This is a genomic window from Streptomyces sp. NPDC003691 (genome assembly GCF_053981115.1).
Genome location: NZ_JBSFNQ010000130.1, coordinates 1 through 14,916, shown reverse-complemented (window position 1 = coordinate 14,916; position 14,916 = coordinate 1). Strand labels below are relative to the sequence as shown.

Sequence of the window (14,916 nt, the reverse complement as noted above, 5' to 3'; positions counted from 1 at the left end):
CCGGCTACTCCTGCGCGCCCCCCTCTGCCCCACACCCGGCTCCGACCCACGGGGGAACCCATGCCCTATCCGCCCGGCTCGGTGACCAGGGCCACGGCGTCGGCGACCGGCTGCTCCGTCTCCAGCTCGATGAACCCGAACTGGCCGCCCTGGTTGCACTCCAGGAACCACCAGGTCCCCTCGGTGTCCTCGGCGAAGTCGAAGGCCCCGTAGGAGAGTCCGGCCAGCTCCATATAGCGGGCGACCGCGCGCCGGACCCGGTCCGCCGCCGGGACCGGCTCCCAGGTGTGGCCCGTCTCCCCGTACCGTCCGTCCACCTGGCCCGGGGCGGCCGTCTTGCGGGCGGCGAAGAGTTCGTCGCCCACACAGGTCAGCCGGATATCGGCCTCCTTCGCGATATAGCGCTGCAGCAGGGTGGGGCCCGCCGCCACATCGTCGAAATCGGCGTCCGGCGGCACCAGGGTGGTCGGCAGCGCCATCGGGGGGTCGTGCGGCGGCCTGCCCGAGACCGCCTTGACCACGACATGCCGGTACTGGTCCGCGAACTGCCGTGCCACCTGCGGATAGGTGGTGACGACCGTGGCGGGTACCGGGAAACCGCTGCGGTGGGCCACGCGCAACTGCCACGGCTTCAGCCGCGCCCTGGCCGCCGCGCCGGGTTCGTTCATCCAGCGGGCGTTCGTGCTGTGGAGCATGCCGTACAGGGCCTGTCCGCTCTCGGCCGTCAGCCAGGCGGACGGCTCCGGGGCATGGGCGGCGGGCTCGCCCGGCCTGCGCACCCAGATGGAGCGCAGGCCGTCCATGCTGACGACCCGCCCTCCGGTGGACAGATAACCGCGGAATTCACCCCGTACGTACTCGGCGGAGATCGTGCCGTCCCCGGGGAGGTCGGCGGGGTCGAACCGGACGAGCGGAACACCGTGCTTGTGGAGCTGCGCCACCACCATGTCCGCGGTCACGTCCTGCTCGCAGGTGAGAATGAGCACCGTCATTTCAGGGGAGCGTCAGTCGTCGAAGTGGGTGGCGGAGCCCGCCGTCGAAGTGGTGGTGCCGACCGCGGCCAGCAGAGCCCGGTCCAGGATGGCGGGGCGACCGTCCGCGAGGACGTTCATCTGGAGGGTGGCGTCGTACGAGTACTGGTCGACGACGGGCGACAGCTCGGCCGGACGTGCGTAGTTCCACGCGAACGGTTTCATGCTTTTCTCCCTGCCCCGCTCGGGACTGTTCTCGGGCCACCGCGTGGCCGCACAAGGAGCAATACGCGGCCGCGATGTAGCCAGTTCATCACGGTCCGTCATATTGCGGATAAAGCTCGCCAGTCGACACCCGGCCGGCCTCACGATCGCATATGCGACGGCGAACACGACGGCACAGTCGAGCCGTTGAGGTTTTCCTGACAACCTAGGAGACGCTTGAACCGGCAATTTCGTGCACTGGAAAGGAGAGTGACGTCCGTCACCATCCGCCCCACCAGCCACACCGGCCACGATCACTCCGCAATTCACACACGCACCTCCGTTGTTGTGAAACAGAGCGTGATGGCGCGTTTCTCTTCGGTGAGTTCTGCCCGTACGTGACGCGGTGGCACGAATAGGTGGAGCCAGGGGTCCGCGGCCCGGCAGACGGCGCGGTCGTCCGCGAATGGACCGCGCCGCCTCGTAACGGCGACGGTCCCGCGGCTGCGGGCGTACGGTGTGCCGCTACCAGGCTCGCACACGCATAGGCGTTTTTCGCGGGTGCGCACCACCGTTTGCGCAGGGATCGTCACTCATACGTCACGCAGGGACGGCAAACAGCGCATTTCAGATACGTTCTCCGGGACCGCCGGACGTGAACCCGGGCAACCAGGGGTACCCGAAGCGATTTCCGGGAACTCCGGGCGGACGCCGAGCGTTCCCGGCCATTTGGCGGAAGCCCGGAGAACGACGATTGCAGGGGGCACATGCCAAACCCGGACCGTTCCCTCACGGTCCTCACGGACCGCTACCGCACGATCTCAGAACGGCGGGGACGCCAGGTCTTTCAGAGTGTCCGTCAATCCCCGCCACGCCTCTTCCGTATCGGCCGTGGCGGTATGCGGGGAACGGAAGCGGTCCAGGAAGTCGTCGAGGTCCTCCAGGCCCCAGCGCAGCCGGTAGAGGGCGAGCGCGCCGGGGTCGGGGCGCCGTCCGGTCAGCTCCGCCCAGTGGGCGAGGCCGGTCTCGTCGCGGGCGACCAGCCACAGATCGCGTTCGGGCACGGCGAGACCCACGGTGTCCCAGTCCACCAGCAGCAGCCGTCCGCCGTGGCGCAGCAGGTTCCCGGGGTGCGGTTCGCCGTGGGTGACGACCGGGGCCGCCGCGCGGTCCCGGAGACCGGCCGCCAGCCGGTCGAAGTCGTCGAGCCGCCGCCGTACGGCGGACGCGTGTTCCGCGAGCAGTTCCCGGGCGTCCTCGGACCGGGGGCCGCCCCGCCAGGGCTCACCGGCCGCCCCGAGGTTCCGGACCAGCCTGTCGCGGGCGGACAGCGCGGGCGGCAGGGGCCGGACGGCGGCGGGCGGTTCGGCCCGGTGCAGGGCGGCCAGCGCCTCCAGGGTCGCGGCCCGTTCGCCGGGGTCCGGTTCACCGCCGAATTCCCCGGCGGTCCCCCCGGTCCAGGGGAAGACCGCGACGGCGTACCGTTCGCCGAGGTCGCGGAGCGTCTCTCCGTCCGGTGTGCGCAGCGGGGCGACCACGAAACCGCCGGAGCCGGAGCCGAGTCCGGAACCGCCGAGCGCGGCCGCGGTGTCCATGGCGCGGCGCAGTCCGTCCCGGGCCGCGTCCACCCCTATTCCGCAGTGATACTTCCGCGCGAGGTCGGAGACGGTGACGAACCACCGCTCTCCCCCGGTGCCCTCGGCCCGCCAGTGGTGGTCCCCGAACCCGAGGGGGACATAGGTCAGCGTGGCGGCTTCGGCGTGCCAGGCCCGCAGGGCGCGGCGGAGCGCGGGTTCGCCGATGTCGTCGGGCGGGTGTTTCATGGCGGGACGGTAACCCGGGAGGGGGCCCCGGGGCATGCGGATATCCGGCGGGACGGGGCCCCGGGCATGCGGTTATCCGGCGGACCGCAGCCGGGCGGCGCCGTGTCCGGCGGCGGTGGCGGCGACCGTCGCGGCGACGGCCAGCAGCAGTACGGCGGCGGGGACGTCCGCCTTCAGCAGCAGGGCGCCGAGCAGTCCGCCGAGGAACATGGCGCCCACGGTGGCCAGCCGCCGGTACCCGCGCCCGGCACCGGCGGCGATCCGGGTGTCGGCGCCGAGCGGGGCGAGGAGGGCGGTCAGCGAACTGGTGGCGACCGTGGTGGTGAAGCCGGGGACCCCGGCGCGGAGGGTGGTGACGTTCCGTATGCCCATCGCGGCGGCGACCAGCGCGGTGACGGCCGGCTCCGGTCCGGTGGCGGCCGCCGTGCCGTCGGCGGCGAGCCATCCGGCGCCCGCGGCGGCCAGCAGGGCCGCCTCGGTGAGCAGGGACGGGCCGAACCAGGGACGGCCCCTCAGGTCGAGCGCGGAGGCGAAGCGGGCGCCGAGGACGGCGCCCGCGGTGAATCCGCCGAGGGAGATCGCGGAGACCGCCGGGGAGAGTCCGCCCGCGTCGGCCAGCGCGAAGCCCAGGAGCAGCAGGTTGCCGGTCTGGACAGCGGTGAAGACGGGCCCGAGGACCAGAAAGCTGACGGCCTCCACCACCCCCGTGGTGAGGGTGAGGACGACCGTCGTGACGGCGAGCGCGGGCCCGGCCGGTGGTTTCACGTTCCCTTCACCTCCGGCCCCGCGCTCGCTCCGGTCTCGGGGGGACCGGGTCAGACCCTAGTGCTGCGCGGTGTCGCCGCCGGGGGACGCGCCGAGGAAGTGGAAACCGGGCCGGGGGTGCATCAGGAAGTCGTGGTGCGAGATGTTCCAGGCGTATGCGCCCGCCAGGGCGAACACCACGCGGTCACCGGGCCGCAGCCCCGGCGCCCGGACCCCTCGGGCAAGGACGTCCTTGGGGGTGCACAACTGACCGGTGAGGGTGACCGTGCCGGTGGCGGGGGCGGCCGTGGTCCCGTCCGCCGCCGCCGTGCCGCTGGGGTCCCGGACCGGCAGTACGGCGCAGGGCTGGTCGTGGCCCTTGGTGACCGGGGTCCGCAGATGGTGGGTGCCGCCGCGGAGGACGGCGAAGGTCTCGCCGTGGCTGCGCTTCACGTCCAGGACCTCCGTGGCGTACCAGCCGCAGTAGGCGGTCAGGGCCCGGCCGGGTTCGATCCGGAGCACCGTCCCGGGGTGCTCGTCGGCGAGCCGGCCGAGTCCCGCGCCGAACGCCGCCCAGTCGAAGCGGTCCCCGGGGCGGGTGTAGTCGACGGTCATGCCGCCGCCGACGTTGACCTCGGGCAGCGGGAGGCCGTGGCGGGCGGCGAGCGCGGCCGACCAGGCGACGACGGAGCGGGCGACCGCCAGCTGCTGCGGGGCGGTCAGCCCGCTGGCGAGATGGGCGTGGACGCCCCGCCAGCTCAGGGCGGGCCCGCCGTCGCGGACGAGTTCCCGCAGCAGTTCCTCCGCCTCCGCCGGGTCGCTGCCGAAGGGGGACGGGCTGCCGCCCATGGTGAGGGCGCTGCCCGCGGTGAGTTCCCCGGCGACGGGGAGGTTGACCCGCAGGAGTACGCCGACGGGCGGGCGGCCGCCGTCGCCCGCCCCGCTCTCCCGGGCGAGGCGGGCGAGCAGGGCCAGGTCGCGGGCGCTCTCCACATGGAAGCGGGCGGTACCGGCGCGCAGCGCGGCGGCGGTTTCCTCGGGGGTCTTGCCGGGGCCGCCGAAGGCGAGCGGGCGGCCGGGAACCGCGGCGGCCGTATGGGCCAGTTCGCCGCCGGAGGAGACTTCGAAGCCGTCGACGTACGGGGAGAGCGCGCGCAGGACGGGTGCCTCGGGGTTGGCCTTGGCCGCGTAGTACAGCTCGGTGCGGGGGCCGAGGGCGGCGCGGATCCGGGCGGCGTGGTCGCGCAGCGCGGGGAGGTCGTAGACGTAGGCGGGCAGTTCCCGGGGGGTGAGGGAGCGGACGAGGTCCCCGACGGCCGCGGGGACCGTGACCGGGGTGGGTCCGGGGGTCATGAGGGGCTCCGTTCGGCGTCGTTGCGGTTCGCCTGGCGCAGGACGTCTTCGGCGAGCGGGGAGGGCAGCCGGACATATCCGGCGTGCCGGTCGGCGGAGCGTTCCCAGCGGGTGAGCAGATTGGCTTTCGCGGGCAGCGGTACGCCCGCCAGGAGGGCGCTGAGCTGCGGCGGGCAGCCGTGTTCGTCGGCGTACCGCCGGATCGTGCGGCGGACCTCGGACCAGAGGGCGGCCTCGGTCTGGGGGTGGAGGTCGGCGAGGGCCGCGAGGAGTTCCGCGACATGGTTGACCAGCAGGCAGTACACGACCCGGTCCCAGCCGCGCCGGGGGTCGTAGGTCATCGGCGCGGCGACTTCGGGCGGCAGCGCGGCGAGGGCCGCGGCGTGCTGTCCGGGCAGGAGTTTGGTGCCCTCCAGGTCGCGGAAGAGGATCTGGGCCGGGCGGCCGTCGTCGCCGACGCCGACGACGACGTTCTGGAGGTGGGGTTCGAGGACGAGGCCGTGGTCGAAGTAGGCGGCCAGCACGGGCGGGACGAGGAGGCGGAGGTAGGCGCGCCACCAGTCGAGGGCGTCGGCGGGGTTCCCGGCGGGCCCGAGGGCGGAGACGTGTCCGGGGCCGGTGGGGTACTCGTCGGCGACGGAGGCGGCGAGCAGCGGGGTGACTCCGGGCCGCAGGCGTCCTTCCAGTCCTTCGCGGACGATGACGCCGAAGCCTTCGAGGAGGGTGGTGTCGGGGCGTCCGCCGGGGCCGGGGACGGCGATGCTGCGGTAGGCGGGTTCGCGGAGCATGCCGGTGCCGGGGAAGCGGGCCGCGAGGTCGCCGAGGGCGGGGGCGAGAAGCCGGGTCAGGGCGACGGCGCCGGAGAGTTCGTAGGCCGAGTTCTTGCGCAGGCAGTTGGTGATGCGGACGTTCAGGCTGAATTTCAGGAACGTCTCGCCGTCGTAGAGGGTGCGGACGGAGGCGGTGGGGGTGAAGGGCCGCCGGCCGGTGCCCAGGTCGAGGACGTCCCCGGCGGCCAGCAGCGGGCGCAGCGCGGGTCCGAGTTCGGTGTACTGCCAGGGGTGCGCGGGCAGCAGCCGGTAGCCGGGCGGTACGGGGGCGAGCCGGTCGAGGGGTTCGGTGCCGTGCCGGGACTCCGGGTCGGCGTGTTCCTCGGCGACGAGGTGGTCGCGGACGGCCAGCAGCCGCAGCGGGAAGGAGACTCCGGCGTCGGGGGCGTAGCTGGACCAGGCGGCGGGGTCGCCGGTGTGGGCTTTGGGGGTGGGGTGGAAGCGGTGGCCGAGGGCGAGGGACTGCTCGGAGGCGAGGTAGGCGGCGAGTCTGCGGTCGGCACCGCCGCGGCGCCGGTGCGGCAGGGCCCGCAGGGCGGCGGCCACGCCCCGGTGGCTGGCGCTGATCTGGGCGAGGAACTCGTCGTTGGGCACTCCGGTGCGCAGGGAGAGTTCGGTGTGGGTGTACTCGGCGAGCCGCCGCCAGCCGACGGCGGCCCAGGTGCCGTCGCGTTCCTCGGTGACGGGTCCGGAGAAGCGGTGGGCGCCGAGGAGGGAGGTGCGGCGCAGGGCGACGCGGAGCAGGACTCCGGCGCGGGGCAGCCGCAGCAGGAGGCGGCCGCCGCTGACCGCGGTCTGGCGTTCGGGGCCGGAGACCTCCCGGAGCAGGCAGTTGAGGAGCGTGTGGGACACGGCGTCCTCGGGGGTGGGCAGTCCGGCCGGGGGGCCGGCGGACGGGGTGGGGCGGTCGGAGGTGGTGCTGGTCATCGAGGGTCACTCCCCCGCAGCAGATAGTTGGGGCCGGTGGTGTAGTGCTTGTTGATGTCCAATGCGCCTGATCTCTCCTTGGCCAGCAGGGTGCCCGCCGTGACCATGGCCTTGACGGGCAGTCGGGCCGCGTCCAGTACCCGGGCGCGCAGCAGCGCGCCCATGGAGCCGGGGCCGGTGCCGAGGCGTTCCGCGGCCTCGGCCAGCCGGTCGCGTATCAGCCCGAGGAGGTGGTGGAGGGGGGCGTGTCCGTGCCGGGCGAGCCCGAAGGCGTAGGCGCCCGCGCAGAGGTGGACGGTGATGGTGGTGAAGAGGTCGAGCAGGGCGTGGTCGTCGTGGGTGACGATCCGCGGGTCGCTGAAGTCGAGGCGGGGGGTCCGGCCGAGGGCGGCGCGGAGCCGGTCGGGGTGGATGCGGGGGCCGTCGTTGTCCTTGAACAGGAGGCGGGGGCCGGGGGCGCCGTCGTCGTAGAGCAGGGTGATGTTCTGCTGGTGGGATTCGAGGGCGATGCCGTATCCGAGCAGGGTGGTCCCCCAGTCGAGGAGGCGGGTGAGGAGGGCGTCGACGAGGGCGACGGGGTCGCCGCCGTGGAAGCGGTCGGCGAGCCGGTCGGCGACGAGTCCGCCGCCGGGCGCGGGGGCGAGCAGGGCGGCCAGGGGTACGGCGGTGGTGGTGTCGAGCCCGGGGGGCTGGCGGCGGACGAGGACGGCGAGGAGTTCGTGGCCGGCCTGGGCCCAGAGGGTTTCGTCGGCGTGCAGGACGGTGGAGCGGAAGCGGGGTTCCCGGGCGGCCACCTCGGTCAGGATCCGCTGGACGGCGGCGCCGTCGGCGAGGGTGCCCGGTTTGATGGTCCGCCGGTTGAGCTTGCCGAGGGTCGCGGTGGCCAGGGGGGTCTTGAGATGGACGGTGGGGTCGCCGGCGAGGGCGACGGTCCGCATCGACAGGGTGGGGACGGCGTCGAGGCGGGCTTCGGGGGCGAGGCGGGCGCGGCCGGTGAGTCCGGCGGCCGCCAGGGCGTCGCGCAGCGGGCCCGCGGCGGTGAGGGGGTGGACGGGCAGGGTGCGGTGGCTGTGGTCGAGCCGGGCGGGGAGGCCGAGGGCGGACGGCGGGGGGCAGAGGCCGTCGAGGGGGCCGGTGGTGGTGAGGGCCTCGGCGGGTACGGCGAGCCAGCGCAGCGGGAAGCGGGGGTGGAATTCGGGGGCGTAGGCCCGCAGATCAGCCTCGGTGAGTCCGCGCCGGCCCCGGCCGGTCGGATGGACCGGGTGGTCGAGCCGGGCGGCGAGGGTGTCGAAGGCCAGTGCGGCGGCCGGTCCCGTCCAGTGGGCGGGGTCGTCGCCGTAACGGGCGGCGAGCCGCCGCCGCATCGTGCCGTCGGTGGCGCGGTGGAGCCGTACGGTGTCCTCCGCCTCGCGGCACTCGTCCGCGAAGTCTGCGAAGCCGGGGCGGTCCCGGGGGTCGGCGGTGTCGCCGAGGGCGCTCAGTACCGCTTCGGCGGTGGTGAGTTCGGTGCCGTCGGATTCGCGGCGCAGCAGCGGCAGCCGGGCCTCGGTGCCGTACTGGAACGCCGGTTCGGTGGTGCGCACCGGGAGCAGCAGGGCGTCGTCGCGGGCGGGCAGCCGCAGCCAGGCGCCGTCGGGGAGGTCGACGCGGGTGGTGCGGCTCCGCAGTCCGGCGGCGTCCTCGCGCAGCAGGGCGCTGAGGACGCCGAGCAGGACGGGGGCGTCCGTCACGGGGTGATCTCCCAGCTCTGCCGGGCGAGGAAGCCGGTGACGGCCCGGTCCACGGAGGACTGGTCGGGACCGGTGGCGCGGACGATGCCCAGATAGTCGCGGTTGGTGCGGTACAGCGGGTGCCGTTCGCCGACGGACCGGGTCGGACGGTAGGTGAGGGTGGTGTCGCCGATGGTCAGATCGGCCGGTCCGGGGGCGGCGGTGAGGGTGCCCTCGCGGTCGGCGAGGGGGTAGTCCAGCCGGGCGGCGCCGCCGGTCCGGGCGCCCAGGTCGGCGGGGAGGCGTTCGCCGAGGTGGACCCGGAGGACATGGGCGAAGAGGGGGATGCCGAGCAGGCGCTGGAGTATCAGATCGCCCTGGTCGCCGATGGAGCGGTAGTTGACCTCGACGATACGGGCCCGGCCGTGGTGGACGACGAATTCGGTGTGGCAGACGCCGAAGCCGACGCCGAGGGTGTCGAGGGCCCCCAGGACCTGGCCGACGACGGGTCCGGGGTGGGCGGGGACGTAGGTCAGCCGTTCCTCGATGAAGTACGGCAGGGGCGACAGGTCGGTGCGGAAGCCGCCGACGACATGGAGGCGGTGTCCGTCCCCGAGGGTTTCCAGGGTGCCCAGTTCGCCGGGGAGGTACTCCTCGGCGACCAGGGCGGCGCCGGGGCGCCGGGCCCTGATCTCCGCGCAGTGGCGGAGGAAGGCGGCCTCGTCGCCGATATGGACGACGTCCTCGCTGGCGACGCCCTCGCGGGGCTTGAGCACACAGGGGTAGGGCACGCCGGTGAGCGCGGCCGGGTCCCGGTCCGCCGGGATCTCCACGCTGTGGACGCGGTGGTCGCCGGCGGCGGCGAGGGCCCGGCGCATCTGGGCCTTGTCCTTGGCGCGCAGGGTGGCGCGCCAGTCCTTGGCGGGCAGTCCGAAGTAGCCGGCGGCGAGGGCGGTGACGGTCTGGAGGTGGTCGCTGTTGCTGAAGACGGCGTCGGGGGCGCGGCCCGCGGAGACGGCGCTGATGACGGCGTGGTGGTCGCGGACGTCACAGCCGACGACGGTGAGTCCGGGGTGGCGGGCGCGGTGGGCGGCCGGCTGGTCGGTGAGGAGGGTGATGTCGAGGCCGAGTTGCCGGGCGGCGGGCAGATAGCCCTCGGACACCGAGTCGGTGGGGTTCAGGGCGAGGAGGCAGAGGTGCCGTCCGGACGGTGCGCCGCCGGTGGGGGGTGCGGTGCCGGCGGTCTGCGTGGTGTGCGTCGTCTGCATGGTCTGCATGGGTGAAATACTTCCGCGCGCCCGGTCGACGGGCAGGGTACGGGGGACAGCCGTGACGGGATGCCGACGGGACGCGGCGCGGGTGTCGGGGGCCGGGGCGGGCACGGTGGCGGCCCGTCCGGCGGTGGGGGCGGCGGTCCCGCAGGTGGACGGGAGGGCGACCGGTGGCCGGTCCCGCGGTTCGTTCCGGCGGGAAGCGGTCCGGTCGCTCTGGATCATGCGCCGGAGCTTAGGTTAGGCATCCCTAAACGCGCCAATTGGGCGTGTCGAGGGCCGAGTTCGCACACCGTAGGACGATGTGGTTAAGGTGAGCCTTACCTTCTTGCTTCGGCGTGTCTTCGCCGGTTCCCTTCCGCCGGCGGTTCCGGCCGCCGGTCCAGTCCGTCCGCCCGTCCGGCATGCCGTCCGCTGCCCCGACCCCGTCGCACCGAACCGTACAACTGTTCCGCCGTACCGCCGTTCCGTGTCCGGCCGGCCCCGCGGGGGCCGCGTACGGCCACCGCGAACGGGTTCCGTCCCGTGAGGAGTACCCGTGCCTCTGGCCCCGGCGCCCGCACCTGCCGGAGCTGCCCTCCGCCGCTCCACTCCGCTGCACGACACCTTCCGCGGGCTCGCCGCGGTCTGTCCGACCCCCCGGATCGAGGTGGCGGCGCCCCGCTCGCCCGTCGGCCAGGGCTGGACCGGGGGCGCGGAACTCGCCTGTGAGCCCGGGCTGCTGGACGCCTTCCTGGCGGCGGAGTCCGAACGGATCGAGGAGTCGCACGGACTGACCGCGCGCCCCGACGTGGTGGCGTCCCGCGCGCTGCACGCCTGCCTGTGGGCGGCCTGTCTGCTGATCGCCGGGCCCTGGTACCTGGAGCGCCGGGTGCCGCTGCTGCGGCCCGAGGACGTGCGGTTCGGCCGGGCGCCCGGCGCGCTGGCGGTCGTTCCGGGCCGGTTCGCCGTACTGCCCGGCGATCCGGCGGCCGGGCTGCCCGGCGTGGAGGTCGTACCGGACGAGAGCGCCCTCCGCCACCGGCTGCGGGAGGCCGTGGCCGACCATGTCCGGCCGCTGCTCGCCGCGATGGGGCCGAAGCTGCGGCGGGGGCCGCGGGCGCTGTGGGGCATGGTGGGCGACGATCTGGTCTCCGCGGTCTGGTACACCGGCCGGATGGTGGGTGAGGAGGAACGCGCGGTCTACGAGGCGGGCGAACTGCTGCCGGGCCCGGTCGGGCCGTTCCTCGGCGGCGCGGACTTCCGGCGGCTGACGGGCCGTGACGGGCGGAACTATCCCACCAGGACCCGGATGGGCTGCTGTCTCTACTACGCGATCCGCCCCGACGAGGCGTGCGGGACATGCCCGCGCACCGGGGACGCGGAGCGGCTGCGCCGGCTGGAGGGCTCCGCCTCCTGACCCGGCGCCCGCGGGCGGCCACGGGCCGTCCGGACGCGACGCGCGCTCCGGGAAACCCTCGGCATACCGGCGTTTTTGGTACATACCCCTTGTGCATCCGGAAACGCTTCTCCTCATCATGGCCGCCGCCGTACTGGCTCCTCTGCTGGCACATGCCGCGGGCCACTGGATCCGGGTTCCCCTGGTCGTCTTCGAGATCCTGCTGGGCATCCTGATCGGGCCCGACGTCCTCGGCTGGGCCCGGCCGGACGCCGTCGTGGACACGCTGTCGCACCTGGGCCTGGCGATGCTGATCTTCCTGGCCGGGTACGAGATCGACTGGGCGGCCGTCCGCGGTGACACGCTGCGCCGCGCGCTGTGGGCCTGGCTCGCCGCGCTGGCCCTCGGGCTGGGCGCCGCCCTCGCCCTGACGGGCGGTGAGGCGGACCGGGCGGTGGTCATCGGCACCGCGCTCACCAGTACGGCCCTGGGCACGGTCCTTCCGGTACTGCGGGACTCCGGGGACCTCAAGGGCCGGTTCGGGACGGTGGTGCTGGCGTTCGGCGCGGTCGGCGAGTTCGGGCCGATCATCGCGATGGCGCTGCTGCTGAGCGGCCGCCGGCCCGCCGAGTCCGTCGCCCTGCTCGCGGGGTTCGCCGTGGTGACGGGTCTGGCGGTGCTCTGGGCGCTGCGGCCGCGGCCGCCGTGGTTCTCCCGGGTGGTCGCCGAGACGCTGCACAGCAGCGGCCAGTTCGCGGTCCGATTCGTGATGCTGCTGCTGGTGTCGATGCTGGCCCTGTCCGCGGTGTTCGGCCTGGACACGCTGCTCGGGGCGTTCGCGGCGGGGGTGCTGACCCGGATCGTGCTCGACCGCGCGGCGCCCGAGAGCTCCGGTGAGATCGTCGGCCGGATCGAGGCGCTCGGATTCGGTTTCCTGGTTCCGTTGTTCTTCGTGGTCACGGGCATCGAGTTCGATCTCGCGTCCCTGCTCTCCGGCGGGCGGGCGCTCGCGCTGCTGCCGCTGTTCCTGGTGCTCTTCCTGATCGTCCGGGGCCTGCCGGTGGTACTGCTGGCTCCCCGCGGCCTCGGGCGCCGGGACTGCAGGTCGCTGGGCCTGCTCTGTGCCACCTGTCTGCCGCTGGTGGTCGCCATCACCACGATCGGGCTGGAGCAGCAGACCATCGCGCCGGGCGAGGCCGCGGCGCTGGTGGGAGCGGCGATGGTGTCCGTGCTGCTGTTCCCGCAGCTGGCGCTGAGACTGCGGGCCGGGCGCGGCCGGGCGGCCCGGGCGGCGCTGCGCGGCGACGGCTCCGAGGCCTGGTGACCCGCGGGCCGGATCCGCCGTGTGAGCCATGTCATGCCGTCATCACCCCGGCGACCGGACCCTTTTCCGCGGCCCGGGAGTCAGTACGTGCGGACGGTCCCCGCACCGGGGACCGGAGCAACCGGAAGGCGCAGCGTGAGCGATATCCAGCAGCAGGTCCAGCGGACCGCCGACCGTCTCGTGGAGTCCGGCGCGGAACGCGGCCTCCAGGTCACCGTCTTCCACCGGGGGGTACGGGTCGTGGACGTGGCCGCCGGTACGGCGGACCCCGCCACGGGGCGCGCGGTCGGTCCGGGGACGGTGTTCTACAACTACTCCATCGGCAAGGCGGCGATGGCGACCCTGGTGCACGTACTGGCGGAGCGGGACCTGTTCGGGTACGACACGCCGGTGGCCGAGCTGTGGCCGGCCTTCGCCGCGCACGGCAAGGAGAAGGTGACGGTTCGGCAGGTGCTGAACCACACGGCGGGCGTTCCCGGTCTGCCGCTCGACACCACCGTCGAGGACATCTGCGACTGGGAGCGGATCACGGCCCGGGTCGCCGGGGAGCGGCTCTGGTGGCAGCCGGGCGAGGCGATGGGCTACCACGCCTACACCTTCGGGTACATCCTGGGCGAGGTGGTGCGGCGGGCGACCGGGAAGCCGGTCTCCCGGCTGCTGGCGGAGGAGATCACCGAGCCGCTGGGGATCGCCGGTGAGCTGTACTTCGGTATGCCGCCCGCCGACCACGGCAGGCTGGCCGTGCTGGAGGACCGGCCGGGCGCGGCGGAGATGCTCGCCGGGCTGCCCGGGGACCTGCCGATGTTCAAGGCGGGCCCGGTGTCGCTGATGCCGACCGCCGCGCTCGGCAACCGCCCCGATGTCCTCGCCGCCGACATCCCGGCGGGTGCCAAGACCTCGGCCCGCGCCGTCGCCACGATGTACGCGGCACTGCTGGGCACCCTGCCGGGGCGCACCCTCGTCTCCCCGGAGCGGCTGCACGAGGCCACCTCGCTGTCGTCGGGCGGCCCCGACCGGGTGTTCGGCGCGGAGAGTTCCTGGGGGCTCGGATACGCCCTCGGGCTGCCCGGCCGCGACGGCACCACGGGCAGCGTCTTCGGTATGGCGGGCGCGGGCGGCAGTTACGCATTCGGCGACCGGGAGCACGGCATCGCCTTCGCGCTCACGAAGAACCGGCTGGACCTGGACTTCGCCACCCTGGAACTGCTCGTACCCCTGGTCTACCGCGCGCTGACGGACCGGCCGGGCTGACCGTACCCGGCACCGGTCCGCGCGGCGGGCACGGGCGGACGCCCGGGCACATCCCGGGACGCGGCGGGGACGGGGCAGGCCCGGCGCCCCCTCCCCGCGTGTCCCCCGCGCGCCTGCGCGGCGGCCGGGTCGGAGTCGGAGTTGTCGAGCCCGGGCCCTCGCGCGCGCCCGCGCGTCGGCCGGGCACCGGGACGCGGTGCTGGATGCGGCCCGGATCCCCCGCGCGCCTGCGCGGCGGCCGGGGACGCGCGACCATGGAGGCAGGAGCGCTGCTCCGGGAGGCCCCATGGAGTACGCAGAGGTCTATGAACTCGTCTTCCGCGGGTCCACGGCCGAGGACGACGTGGTCGTGGTACACCGCACCGAACGCGCGGGAGCGGGCGGGCATCCGGTGTACGAGGACGACACCGGCATCGTCCGCGCGGAGATCACCCCCGGCGGCGAGGTGCGGATGCTGGCCAGCGGCGGCCATCAGGCGCCCGGACTGCCGGTGACGGTACGGCCGCTCCCCTCCTGAGCCGGGCGCGGCACCGCGCCGTGCCGCTCTCCCCGAGGGCGGCTCCCGAGCCGGTCCCGCCGTTCCCCCGGAAGGGGGCCGGCCGGACGGTGGGCTTGGCTCCGCACCCCATTCGGGCTTAGGTTAGGCAAACCTAAGTTTCCGATGGTGTGGAGATTCCGCATGCGCTGGTTCAACGCCCCCCTCGCCCAGCCCACGAGCGCGGAGCGGATCAGGACGATTCTGACGGCCGCCGACTCGATGACCGTGGTGACGGACGAAGGGCGCACCGAGGTGTCCCGGCTGGGCCGCGGCGGCATGGCGGAGCACATCCATCTGCACCCCGTGGAGTACGGCGCCGGGGAGCCGGGGGGCTCCGGGCCCGGAATCATCAGGGCCGTACTGGAGTTCACCGATGTCGCCCCCACGGCGGTACGGGACCGGGTCCGCGCGCGGGTCCTTCTCGCGGGTTGGCTGCTGCCGGAGGGCGAGCACGCGGGGACGGACGGCAGCCGCTGCATGGAGTTCGAGCGCGCGGTGCATCCAGGACGACCAGCTGTACCGGACCGTGGTGCCCGGGGTGCTGGATGTGACGCTGCCCGCGGACTGGCGGGGCATCACGGATGTGCTCGACG

General features: G+C 74.1%; 12 protein-coding genes and 1 pseudogene. 5 read left to right on the top strand and 8 right to left on the bottom strand.

Annotation, left to right across the window (positions count from 1 at the left end):
* Positions 1-65: 65 nt before the first annotated feature.
* The 8 genes from tgmB to ACWDR0_RS32400 form a co-directional block, all read right to left on the bottom strand.
* Positions 66-992, bottom strand: a complete 927-nt coding sequence (gene tgmB / locus ACWDR0_RS32435) for an ATP-grasp ribosomal peptide maturase (RefSeq protein WP_456355401.1) — start codon at positions 990-992, stop codon at positions 66-68.
* A gap of 12 nt (positions 993-1,004) precedes the next feature.
* Entirely contained in the window at positions 1,005-1,196 is a 192-nt protein-coding gene (gene tgmA, locus ACWDR0_RS32430; protein WP_456355400.1) for a putative ATP-grasp-modified RiPP, read from the bottom strand.
* An 800-nt stretch (positions 1,197-1,996) separates the two neighbouring features.
* Positions 1,997-2,998, bottom strand: coding sequence for a phosphotransferase (locus ACWDR0_RS32425; RefSeq protein ID WP_456355399.1), 1,002 nt, complete (start codon positions 2,996-2,998; stop codon positions 1,997-1,999).
* Positions 2,999-3,070: 72 nt separating this feature from the next.
* Positions 3,071-3,763 carry a YoaK family protein gene (locus ACWDR0_RS32420; RefSeq protein ID WP_456355398.1) on the bottom strand — a complete coding sequence of 231 codons (693 nt, stop codon included), beginning with the start codon at positions 3,761-3,763 and terminating at the stop codon, positions 3,071-3,073.
* 57 nt (positions 3,764-3,820) lie between these two features.
* Positions 3,821-5,095, bottom strand: coding sequence for a type III PLP-dependent enzyme (locus ACWDR0_RS32415; protein WP_456355397.1), 1,275 nt, complete (start codon positions 5,093-5,095; stop codon positions 3,821-3,823).
* Positions 5,092-6,852, bottom strand: coding sequence for an IucA/IucC family protein (locus ACWDR0_RS32410; protein WP_456355396.1), 1,761 nt, complete (start codon positions 6,850-6,852; stop codon positions 5,092-5,094). The genes ACWDR0_RS32415 and ACWDR0_RS32410 overlap by 4 nt, the downstream gene beginning before the upstream one ends.
* Positions 6,849-8,582 (bottom strand): IucA/IucC family protein, encoded by a 1,734-nt coding sequence (locus ACWDR0_RS32405; RefSeq protein ID WP_456355395.1) that lies wholly within the window; start codon positions 8,580-8,582, stop codon positions 6,849-6,851. Before ACWDR0_RS32405 ends, ACWDR0_RS32410 begins: the two co-directional genes overlap by 4 nt.
* Positions 8,579-10,057: an ATP-grasp domain-containing protein gene (locus ACWDR0_RS32400; RefSeq protein ID WP_456355394.1), complete on the bottom strand. Its 1,479-nt coding sequence runs from the start codon at positions 10,055-10,057 to the stop codon at positions 8,579-8,581. The genes ACWDR0_RS32405 and ACWDR0_RS32400 overlap by 4 nt, the downstream gene beginning before the upstream one ends.
* A 313-nt stretch (positions 10,058-10,370) precedes the next feature.
* Between ACWDR0_RS32400 and ACWDR0_RS32395 the strand changes: the two genes are divergently transcribed.
* The 5 genes and pseudogenes from ACWDR0_RS32395 to ACWDR0_RS32375 form a co-directional block, all read left to right on the top strand.
* Positions 10,371-11,231 (top strand): (2Fe-2S)-binding protein, encoded by an 861-nt coding sequence (locus ACWDR0_RS32395; RefSeq protein WP_456355393.1) that lies wholly within the window; start codon positions 10,371-10,373, stop codon positions 11,229-11,231.
* 118 nt (positions 11,232-11,349) lie between these two features.
* Positions 11,350-12,534 (top strand): cation:proton antiporter, encoded by a 1,185-nt coding sequence (locus tag ACWDR0_RS32390; protein WP_456355402.1) that lies wholly within the window; start codon positions 11,350-11,352, stop codon positions 12,532-12,534.
* 135 nt (positions 12,535-12,669) lie between these two features.
* Positions 12,670-13,785 (top strand): serine hydrolase domain-containing protein, encoded by a 1,116-nt coding sequence (locus ACWDR0_RS32385; protein WP_456355392.1) that lies wholly within the window; start codon positions 12,670-12,672, stop codon positions 13,783-13,785.
* A gap of 286 nt (positions 13,786-14,071) precedes the next feature.
* A complete protein-coding gene (locus ACWDR0_RS32380) occupies positions 14,072-14,302 on the top strand; it encodes a DUF6296 family protein (protein ID WP_456355391.1) in 231 nt (76 codons plus the stop codon).
* A 162-nt stretch (positions 14,303-14,464) separates the two neighbouring features.
* Positions 14,465-14,916: pseudogene (locus tag ACWDR0_RS32375) on the top strand (hypothetical protein); the annotation flags it as partial.

Excerpts from the sequence above, each read along its gene's own strand:
- tgmB (WP_456355401.1), bottom strand. The coding sequence starts at position 992 with ATGACGGTGCTCATTCTCACCTGCGAGCAGGACGTGACCGCGGACATG.
- ACWDR0_RS32425 (WP_456355399.1), bottom strand. The coding sequence starts at position 2,998 with ATGAAACACCCGCCCGACGACATCGGCGAACCCGCGCTCCGCCGCGCC.
- ACWDR0_RS32410 (WP_456355396.1), bottom strand. The coding sequence starts at position 6,852 with ATGACCAGCACCACCTCCGACCGCCCCACCCCGTCCGCCGGCCCCCCG.
- ACWDR0_RS32390 (WP_456355402.1), top strand. The coding sequence starts at position 11,350 with ATGGCCGCCGCCGTACTGGCTCCTCTGCTGGCACATGCCGCGGGCCAC.
- tgmA (WP_456355400.1), bottom strand. The coding sequence starts at position 1,196 with ATGAAACCGTTCGCGTGGAACTACGCACGTCCGGCCGAGCTGTCGCCC.
- ACWDR0_RS32415 (WP_456355397.1), bottom strand. The coding sequence starts at position 5,095 with ATGACCCCCGGACCCACCCCGGTCACGGTCCCCGCGGCCGTCGGGGAC.
- ACWDR0_RS32380 (WP_456355391.1), top strand. The coding sequence starts at position 14,072 with ATGGAGTACGCAGAGGTCTATGAACTCGTCTTCCGCGGGTCCACGGCC.
- ACWDR0_RS32400 (WP_456355394.1), bottom strand. The coding sequence starts at position 10,057 with ATGATCCAGAGCGACCGGACCGCTTCCCGCCGGAACGAACCGCGGGAC.